At 54.9% G+C, this 9,588-nt stretch carries 6 protein-coding genes and 1 pseudogene; 1 reads left to right on the top strand and 6 read right to left on the bottom strand.

The window, feature by feature from the left end; genetic code table 11:
- Positions 1 to 90: 90 nt before the first annotated feature.
- The 3 genes and pseudogenes from BMY01_RS18740 to BMY01_RS05620 form a co-directional block, all read right to left on the bottom strand.
- Positions 91 to 306, bottom strand: coding sequence for an acyltransferase family protein (locus BMY01_RS18740; RefSeq protein ID WP_074745083.1), 216 nt, complete (start codon positions 304 to 306; stop codon positions 91 to 93).
- A 43-nt stretch (positions 307 to 349) separates the two neighbouring features.
- Positions 350 to 772, bottom strand: a complete 423-nt coding sequence (locus BMY01_RS18585) for a transposase (RefSeq protein ID WP_139176749.1) — start codon at positions 770 to 772, stop codon at positions 350 to 352.
- Positions 666 to 1,742 (bottom strand): annotated as a pseudogene (locus BMY01_RS05620) (IS3 family transposase). The gene BMY01_RS18585 and the pseudogene BMY01_RS05620 overlap by 107 nt, the downstream one beginning before the upstream one ends.
- 413 nt (positions 1,743 to 2,155) lie before the next feature.
- Here BMY01_RS05620 and BMY01_RS05610 point away from each other — a divergent pair.
- Positions 2,156 to 2,341: a hypothetical protein gene (locus tag BMY01_RS05610; RefSeq protein ID WP_074745082.1), complete on the top strand. Its 186-nt coding sequence runs from the start codon at positions 2,156 to 2,158 to the stop codon at positions 2,339 to 2,341.
- A 962-nt stretch (positions 2,342 to 3,303) separates the two neighbouring features.
- On the opposite strand, the gene BMY01_RS05605 is transcribed toward BMY01_RS05610, so the two are convergent.
- Genes BMY01_RS05605 through BMY01_RS05595 form a run of 3 tightly spaced genes read right to left on the bottom strand, consistent with a single transcriptional unit; the run spans position 3,304 to position 9,306 of the window.
- On the bottom strand, positions 3,304 to 4,842 hold the full coding sequence (locus BMY01_RS05605) for an esterase/lipase family protein (RefSeq protein ID WP_074745081.1): 1,539 nt from the start codon (positions 4,840 to 4,842) through the stop codon (positions 3,304 to 3,306).
- Positions 4,843 to 4,859: 17 nt separating this feature from the next.
- Positions 4,860 to 7,085 (bottom strand): CHAT domain-containing protein, encoded by a 2,226-nt coding sequence (locus tag BMY01_RS05600; RefSeq protein ID WP_175463206.1) that lies wholly within the window; start codon positions 7,083 to 7,085, stop codon positions 4,860 to 4,862.
- Between the two features lie 10 nt (positions 7,086 to 7,095).
- On the bottom strand, positions 7,096 to 9,306 hold the full coding sequence (locus BMY01_RS05595) for a CHAT domain-containing protein (RefSeq protein ID WP_074745078.1): 2,211 nt from the start codon (positions 9,304 to 9,306) through the stop codon (positions 7,096 to 7,098).
- Positions 9,307 to 9,588 lie beyond the last annotated feature (282 nt).

Genomic DNA, 9,588 nt, shown 5'->3' with positions numbered 1-9,588 from the left:
GCGGGATATATCTCTTTGTGCCTGTAGATTCATGAACAACTCCTGAAAACAGTTTCAATTTATCAAAACTGTCAACCGAAGTCGTCATATTCATATATTAGTGACGACCAAGCCACCAATGAAAAAGAAGATCTTGACCGCAAGTGACGCTACATGGTCGAACCCTACGTGTGTTTTAAGCCAATCTTGACGCCCTATTTCAGGTGTCAGCACATACGCGTGACCGTAGATGACCATGCAGGCCGCAATAATTCTGAAAAGGTCGAGACTGTTCGCATCCCGCTTTAAAAGGGGGGGCAGATCCATGGTGGCGGAGCCTTATTCCAATTCTAGTTAGACACAGAAGTAATTATTCCCGGCTTGATTCCAGACACCTCAAGGCTTTCTCCAAGTGTGTTTCCAGCGCGTCCAAGCTGTCGAATGAACGGTTGTGGAAGAACTTCTCGCGCAGTTCATCCCACACGTGCTCCTGCGGGTTGAGTTCAGGCGAATAGGGCGGCAAAAACAGGGTGCGCACATTTTCCGCCAGTTCGACTTCCTGGCTTTTATGCCAGCCTGCGCCGTCAAGCCCCCTGCCAACATTTTCATTCGGGTAGCGTGGAGCAATTTCATCCAGATGACCTGCTACAGGTTTTTGTAGCCAGTTTGAAAGTGAGTCTTTCGGTTCAAGCCTTCTGAATTTGCAATCTTTGCAAGCCTGCCTGGGCTGGAGTTCGGTTGCCGAGCGCAGAATGCGGACGCTCGTTGTTATAAAACTGCCGCCACTTCTCAATCAATACTTTCGCTTCCTGCCGTGTGATGAACCATTCGCGGTTGAGGCATTCATCACGCAATTTACCGTTGAAGCTTTCCACGAATCCATTCTGCCAGGGGCTGCCAGGCTTGATAAAAGCTGGCCCCACGTTATTGTCTCGCAGCCACTTCATTACTGCGGTTGCAGTAAATTCCGCGCCATTGTCTGAGCGAATAAAGGCGGGCTTTCCATAGATGCGCATCAGCCGTGACAGGCTCAGGATGACGTCCTGGTTACGCAGGGATTTGCCGACTTCGATTGCAAGGCACTCACGCGTATGCTCATCCAGCACGCAAAGCAGCTTTAGCGTCTGGCCATTGGCCAGACCATCATGGACGAAATCATAAGTCCAGACCCTGTTTGGTTTGGTTGCTCCAGGAAAGCGTATATCTGTCCCAGCGGCGCTTCCTGGGCCTGCGCCTGGGTAAGCTTAGTCCCAACTGATTCCACAAGCGCCACACAGCCCCTGCTCTGATCAGTCATGACAGCAATGCGCCGATACCCAAACCGGGGGTAGCGGCTTGATGCTTCAATTAGCCGTGCAGCAATAGCACGGTCCCTATCAGGCTGCTTGACCTCATAGCTGACAATACGACGGCTTACCCCGGCAATTCGACATGCTGACCGCTGCGATAATCCCTGGCCCGTCAGAATTCCAAGCGCTTCGCGTCTGCCTGCCGGGGTTACCATTTTTTTGTGGCAATTTCCTTCAAACTCTCGATAGCCAGCATCTGCTCAGCAACAATCTTCTTCAGCTTCGCGTTCTCCGACTCCAGATCCTTTAACCTGCGCGCATCCGATACCGTCATGCCCCAAACTTCGTGCGCCACCGGAAAAATGTCTGCTCGGTAATATTGTGCTTGCGGCATACATCACGGATAACCACCCCATCCGCTTCACCTTCCCTCAATATCCCAATAATCTGCTCTTCGCTAAATCGCTTCTTCATATGCGCCTCCATGTCAAAATTAACATGAAGACTCACTCAGCGCGTGGTTACAAAATTTTTAGCAGGTCACAGAAACACTTGCATGCATGTGCTATTGACGTGGGGCAGTATCAACGAATCAAAGCATCCATCAACCGGCCGACAGCGCCATAGGCGTAGGTGTATTGCTGCGTCACCATGGGGCGAACCAAGGGCCTATTTTAAGCCTCAGCGCAGAGTCAGCAATTGGACTTGGGTACAGTACGGGCAAGGGAGGCGTTGGTAAAACCGTGTCGTGCTGGCTACAAATTGGCCGGTATACTGATTGCCGAGGCTACGGCAGAGCAGATTGCTGAATGTGCAGGAGTGCTTGCGTTAAATCTTGCTCATTGCCAAGCGAGGCATGGAGACTGGCTCTGGAGGAGACACTGACAATGGTTGATCTGACAGAACCAGCAAGGCTGGGGGGAAACTTTAGACTGAGGGGATGGAAATGCTTGTCAGGTACCTGGAACTGGCGCGAGTTCCTGCTGATGGACGCGCTAAGTAAAGCTCTCGAGAACACGGACAAAGTGGCGGCTGTCGCCGTGATTGTCGATGCCAACGTGATGAGGCAGTAAACTTTTACCGACATTATGACTTTCAACAATTCCCCGAACAGCCAAATAAACTGTTGCTGCCCATGAAGACGATTGCGCAGATGTTCTAGTCATTAAAGGCAATCAAAGTAAGCGGATCACCTCAAAGGTTGTGACTGCCTTCTAACACATCGTTACGGAGCCTGAGTACGCCGCGTGCAGTTTTAGGGCGTTGAGCAATCGATTTGAGGTGAAGTAAGCCCCCTCGCTCGCTGACGGGATTGGCCCGATTCTGGGCCATTAAGCGTGACCCCCAGTCCCCTGAAAGAGAGCGCCAGCAGCATATACGCAGACTTGCCGATATCTTGGTTAAGCGTAGTTAAATCTGCCCCACCCTTCGTATGAATTCCAGGCTACGTGATATACGTTTATTAAGATGATTCGACGGCCGGAGGCTAGGCACGTTTTCGAAGTGCTAAACAGAAGGATCTCGACCTATTTCCGGCCTCGATAACCCCGATATCGGATTTAATGAAAGCTGGACGCGCTATAGAAATGCCCAAAACTGGCACTTTTCCTCAGTTGATCATAACCTTGACTGTTAGTCGGCCAATCGCCATCTGCTTAATCTCATTAAGATGCGGACCTCTCAGTAGGTTTTCCTTTGTGACGTTTTGGAAAGTTTACCCATCGGTTCCTGACTGAACCGCAACCGATTGGATATTGCCCTTAAGTGTCCTACAAAAGAAAAAGGCTCACGGTTTTATACGCAAGCCTTTATATGGTGGGTCTGGTTGGACTCGAACCAACGACCAAGGGATTATGAGTCGGGCAAAGTGCGAAAGCCAAAGTAAAACAGAATACAATAAAATAGTAGGATCAATTGCTTAACTCCTTTAATGTATTCTAGTTTATTCTGGTTTTTTATCTCTTAATGTGCCAAAAACGTGCCATTTCCTTCTGTGAAACAATGAAGGCGACAGGGGAATTCGCCCCGCTATACTTCATGGTTGCTCCAACCAATCGGCAATGTAACGCATCTCCGGCTGGCCAAAGAAGGCGCTGTGATGCACGGCGCGTTCGGGCGGGAAGGTTAAACAATGCTCGGCCGGCAGAGCAAAGTACGGCGTTGTCGCCACGCCATCGCTCGGTACCACAAGATCATTCTTTTTGCTGCGAAAAATACGGTCGACCACTCCGTCCTTAATCACGCTAATGAGATCGCCCCGTGGCTCGTAGTCGGAGCTGAACGCGTAGAAGCGATCAAAGCCCCGGGGCGGTGGTGCGAGCATCTGCTGCAACAGGCTGTCTGGCGCCTGATCAGAAAGCCCGGGCAGACGCGGCAGAGCGACTTCCGCGGCTGCGCCAGCTAGTGAAAGTAGCGCACCGGACGCAATAGTGAACGTCGCATCGGGCAGCATGTTTACGTAATTGGCGAGACGGTCAACAAAACCGGGGATGCGCTCCGGATCAGCCAACGCGGTGCCGCTATTCGGCGTGGCTACGAACACGATATGACCAATATTTACCTTGGCTTGGCTTGGGCGCTGCCAAACAGTGCCCGTGAGTTTGCCAGCCTGCACATCTGTCAGGTGGGCGAGCGCACGCGCGAGCAATCCGCCGCGGCTGTGGCAAAGGATGTCAAACTTGTACTCACCTGCCGATGCAGCCAAAGCGCTGAAGAACTGACGCAGGTTCTCAGCCACTGAGACGCTCAGGGTGTGGTGGTTGAAGCCGAGCACACGCCCCTCGTACATTGTGTGCAGTCGATCGAGCAGCACAGGCTGTGTTACCAAGCCGGCGAAGGCGCCGGCAGTCGTACTGGTGGTGCCGTGAATGAGAAGCAGCGAACGGCGCCCCTGATAAGGCGCCAAGTTATCGACCGGGGTTGGCGTCGGGTCGAGTAACTGTGCCCATGTGCCACCGTGCAGCCCTTGGAAGGTTCGCTGCTTCTGCTCCCAAGCCTGCACTCGCCTTGCAATGAAGCTTCCAGTCTGATCGGGGAAGATCTTCACCACCAGTACCTTGATGATCTTCGACGTGATCTTGGCGATCCACCCGCGTGACTCACCCGGCTCCTTGGATACGCCCGTGCGCAGCTTCAGCAAGAACTGTAACTGTCGGTCAGCACCAAAAGCGCGAGACGGCAAGCCGCGCATTGGCGCTGCTGGCGCCTGTGCGTAGTGGAAGCTGACGATGCCCGCTTCGTCGATATACATGACGACTGCGGCCTCGTCGGTCGCCAGCGGCACCTGCAACAGAATTTCGTCGTTGGCAACACCATCAGTACCGCGTCCACCGCCCATTGAGGGAATTGCAGGTGTGGGGGCATCAATAACGAGCGTGTGCCGATCCTCGGCTCCAGCCTCCTCAATCGCTCGGTCCAACTCGCTCTTTTGGCCGATAAATTCGCGGGTTTCGCCAGCCATGCGCTTTGCAAGCCACATACCGCTGCCAAACAAACCGGGCGCCACCAAGGTGATTCCGCTTTGATCGAGCTGGGTCGGGGTAAAGTCACCTACGAGTGTGAAGTTTTCTTGCATTGCTCCTTCCTGATTGGCTAGTGATAGTCGACCTGGGCCATCGGGTCGCCGTACAAAACGTACGCGAGGTAGGTCAGATGCTTTTCTTCCTTCCAGCGCGCACGTATGTCACGCAGCACGGCGCCAAGCGGTTTGCCGCCGCTGGCGACAAATGCTTCCCTATAGAACTCCTCGGCGATCTTTTGCGCGCGCTCATCGTTGATTGCCCACAGTGGCGATACCAGTGCAGACGCGCCGGCGTACAGAAAGGCAGCGGGAAAGCCTGCTACCAGCGATAACGAGGCGCCTATGGCGCCGACATCACAGGCATTCAGGAACACCAACGGATGCTGCCTGCCAAAGCCATTGCAGACTTCATGACGCGCGACCAGCAGCGGCGTCAGTTTTTGTGGCGTGTCCTCCATCAACAGGTACGAGGCGTCCGGGTCGATGATCGACATCTGGCCGTGGCAGGCAATATGCAGCGCTTGCGCCACCCCCCCTTCGAGAAAACCGCGCAGTCTTTCACTGGTGAGAGGCACCTCATCGGCGCGATAGGTATCGACCATGAGCTTGTGCTCCTTAGCGGCCCACGGCAGCTTACCTGAGACCCCGGAGATTCCGTCGTAGGAAGACGCCGACACGGCGGCCTTGCTGACACTGATCCACTGTCGCATCGACGCCGATTCATCCGCCAACCAGCGACCAACGCAGTGGCGGATCGCAAGCAGTTCGGGTGCAACATGCGGCGCCCGCGTTAAGTCACTGAGCCGCATCAGTTCCCAAGGCATACAGGGTTCATCGGTGATGATCTGCACGGAATTGAACTTAAATCCGCCTGCGGCAGCCTTGTGCCACAAGGTCCAGTAGCAGTCCCGGAAATATTTCGGGGTGCTTCGGTAGATCTTCTCGCCGGCACCTTCTAACTCGGCCATCTTCAGGCTCTCCAAAGGCATGTTGGCGAATGGCGCAAAGGTCATTCGCACGAAATTCGCCGCATCTTCCTTCAGCGACATGCGATTGTCGCCTTCTTTCGCTGGCGGTGGGAACTTGAGGTGGGGACTCAGGCAAGTCCAGCTGAAGTCGCCTGGTATCGTTCCCTTCTGGATGCGCACGGTCAAATCGGGTGGGTGGGCATCAGGCTGCAATACCAAGTCACGCCGCCACGGCGGCGTCTTCGGTAGCGGAATGTTTGTCTGCATCGCCACCGTTGAGTCTCTGCGCACATCGAGATTGCGTTGGCCTTCGCCGCACCAACGCTGATTGAGATAGAAATTTGCACGTGCCTCGACCAGCGCCCGCCTCCCTTGGATCGCCGGCGCGGGCAGCGCGAAGCTGGCAGTCTTGATCGTGCCGCGCTGAACCGACCAGGTCAGCGTGTCCCATGCCGAGGAAGTTCCGAACAACAGATGCACCAACAACTTGTGCTCGAACTCGGGCGGTGTCTCGGGCAGCCGCACCGCACCTGCAGTATCCGTAGTCTCCTGCGGGGAAAGCGAGACGGTAAAGCGAACAATCGTGTTGGCTACTGGATGCACGTCATCGACAGCGATGTCCGGGTAGACCTCGCGTAGCGACGACCGAATCGGTGCTACCGGATGCACGTCATCGACAGTGATGATCGGATGCACGTCATCGACAGCGATGATCGGATGCACGTCATCGACAGCGATGATCGGATGCACGTCATCGACAGCGATGATCGGATGCACGTCATCGACAGCGATGACCGGATGCACGTCATCGACAGCGATGTTCGGGTAGGGCAGCGACCACTGAATCGGTGACGGAGTGCTTTCCGCCGCGAGTGCGATCTGCGCTATTTTGACGAGAGCGTCAGGCGTTTGATAATCTGTTATCAAGTTGCGGTTCACTGCACCGCCAGTCTCCGCAATATGCGCGGAGGCCAAAAGCCTCAGCGAATCAGTAATGAGTCCCAGGGGGACTTGGGTCTCCAACACCAACTCATCCTGCTGAACGCTATCCAACGCCTTGGCGAGAACCTCGGCGAAGCGTGGTTGTGCTGCGAACGCAGACAACAACATACGAGCTAGCCAGATCGACCGATTGGTGTCGAGCAACGCTTTCTTCTTGGAGGGCGCGAGAACTGCGAGGGCGGCCAATGGACCAGCTTTTTCCTCAAAGTCCAAGAGGCGGCGGATCCTGGGGTCCTTGAAGAACATCGGCCCCAGATACCTGAGTAACTTGATGATTTTCCGGTCATCCAACGCCCTAATTCGTACGAAGATGTCTTGAGTCATCATTTGCGTCACCTCAACGCCAGTCACCAGAAAGGCTGAACGCCGCCCACGCATATGGTTCTGCGAGAGCTCCCCCTTCGTTCCTCATTTCCGCAATCGTCTCCCGCCATGCCGCCGCGCGCGGCTTACCCTGTTGTAGCCAAGCGCGGTAAAATTGAAGGAAGAACTGAGCAGACAGTGCGGCGCTCACGTCCCAGTGAGCTGCGAGTAGGCTGGACGCTCCCTGTTGAAAGATCGCCCAGTCAAGCCCAAGCGCATCACCTCCAATGCCCTCGCGTGCCAGACCCACCACACAGGCTTGCAGGGTTACATGGCTGTCGGAAAAGTCGAGGCGAGCCTCCAGCATCCGCGCGGGCGTGAGCAGCTTCTCGTCCGCCCTGCCACGGGCGATTTGCGTCACGTCAGGCAACCCGTCCGCGCCGGCAAGTGCGAGACCGGAATGATCAAAAGGATTCTGCGGACCAGGATCCCCTTCCCTCGGAAATGTGCCGTGCGTCGCAAAATGTACTACCCTTCCGGCCAGTTGCGCCCTGCAGACCCCCTGTAGTGTCCCCCTCTCACCGCGGTAGATTGTGCCCGGTAAGTGCTCAGCGAGCCAGACACCAGCGGCATGCAAGCTGTGCAGCATCGCTTGCTCCGAGAGATCTTGAAGGCCCGGAACCTCCACACTTACGAATGATGCTGGGCGTGAGGGCTGCTTATCGAGGATTAGCGACAACGCCCGCGCGCCATGGGTGCGGGATATCGAGAGCTTTTCGACCAAAGGCTTGCCCATGAACTGGACGTAGGCAAGCGGCAGCTGATGGAGGTGCGCGTCCGGCGAGTAGCAGAGATGATCCTCGTCCTCGATCACTCCGCTCTCAAAAAGCGGCTCCAGCCAAGAGACAAGCGGCGCGAGAACCTTGGATGTATCTTCAACGTCCGGCCCGGTAAGATCCGAGGGGTGTGGCAAACCCCATGATCGAGGGTCGACGTAGGGAGTGGTATCTCGAATCTGCTCTTTGCCAAGCGGTATTGGACCTGATGGATAAAGCTGGGCGTCCTTGCCCACCAGCACTGCAAGCGTCATATCCTCATCTACAAGGAAGCTCAAGTAATGCGCGTTGTTTTGACGCATCAACTCACTCATGCGTCCCGCTGGTTCCGCGAATTCCGCCTCGTCGATGACCTGGTCTGCGCGTTGCGCCATCACATCGGCGACAGCTCTCCCTTTGGCTGCTTCGATTGCACCGAGCAACTCATGGATACGGCCGGCTTTTTGCAGCATCTGGCACAAGGCCGGGTACAAATGAGGGTATTTGGTGCCTGCGCCCGCTCTCTCAAGAGGATTTCTGATCCCGGCTCGTCTCTTCTCGACACTGAGCCGCAGGTTTTGCAACGCATCAGCAGCCGCCGACCAAGCACACAGGCGGGAATGACAGAGATATAATTCCCAAAGGGCCTCGTTATACACATCAGTATGACCGTTGATCCGTGCCCAGACTTCAAGCGGAAGAAGCTCCTGTATGGCCTTCTTCAGCCGGACCGGATCCGGCCCATGTATATGATCGAGAAAGATCTGACCGACGCCGCGTAACGTTGCGTGCGCTTTCCATTCGTTCATCTCTTCGCCCGACTTCGTGAGAACTTTTTCGCCTTCACGAAGTAACTTGTCCAAGCCAAGAAAGGCCTCCAGCTCCATCGTCGTTGCAGGAGCCGATTCGGGCGGAAGTAATGTTGCGCTCTGGATTATCTCATTCAGTGCATTCTTGAGCCTCTGAAGGTGCACCGAGTGCTCCGTTCGGGCTTCGGCTTTTTCCAAGAGTCGGCAGGCTTCGTCGACACGATGCAGGCCAAGTAAAGCCTCGATTTGGTGCGCGTAGACGTCGGGAAGATTGGCCTTATCATCCAGGGCCTCCAGCTCAGGAACCACCTCTTCGGCAAATTCCACAGTCTCGGCATAGTGCCCGAGAAGATTATATGCGTGGACTCCGGATGAGGCGATCGCGCTGACGGTGAATAGCGCAAGCTGGCCATCTTGCCCTTGCTTCGCATAGACTTCACGAGCAAAGGTGTAGGCGGCACGCGCTAGATCCCCCGCGAACCTTGCGGCCAAGCCAAACCCATGCTCAGTAACCAACATGTTGAGCGCCATCACCTGCATTGCCGCATTGTCGCTCTTGAGCAGGAGTGCAGCGCTGTTACGAATAGATGAGGTGGATGGTATTTCATCCAATATCGTCATTCGTTCATACGTACTTCCACTCTGGAGAGCCGCCAAAAACCTCTTGCTCCGGCTATTCAAAACGGAGGCCTCATTTGTTCACTCCTACTATAAAAAAGCATGGTACTGCGTCTTAAAGACACTCATCCCTCAAGATTTCTGCCTGCTCATGACATTTCTGTATCTGCTTTGTCAATCATCCAGAATGCCGTGTATCTCATTGATTCCGGTTACGGTACCATCAGGACGTATATGTAATTCCCGTTATTAATACCTTCTAGCGTTATAGGATATGTTATCGTA

Origin of the sequence: Nitrosospira multiformis, assembly GCF_900110185.1 — a bacterium.
Taxonomy (GTDB): Bacteria; Pseudomonadota; Gammaproteobacteria; order Burkholderiales; family Nitrosomonadaceae; genus Nitrosospira; species Nitrosospira multiformis_A.
The sequence above is the reverse complement of the archived record's forward strand: the minus strand, read 5'-3'. Positions and strand labels throughout refer to the sequence as shown.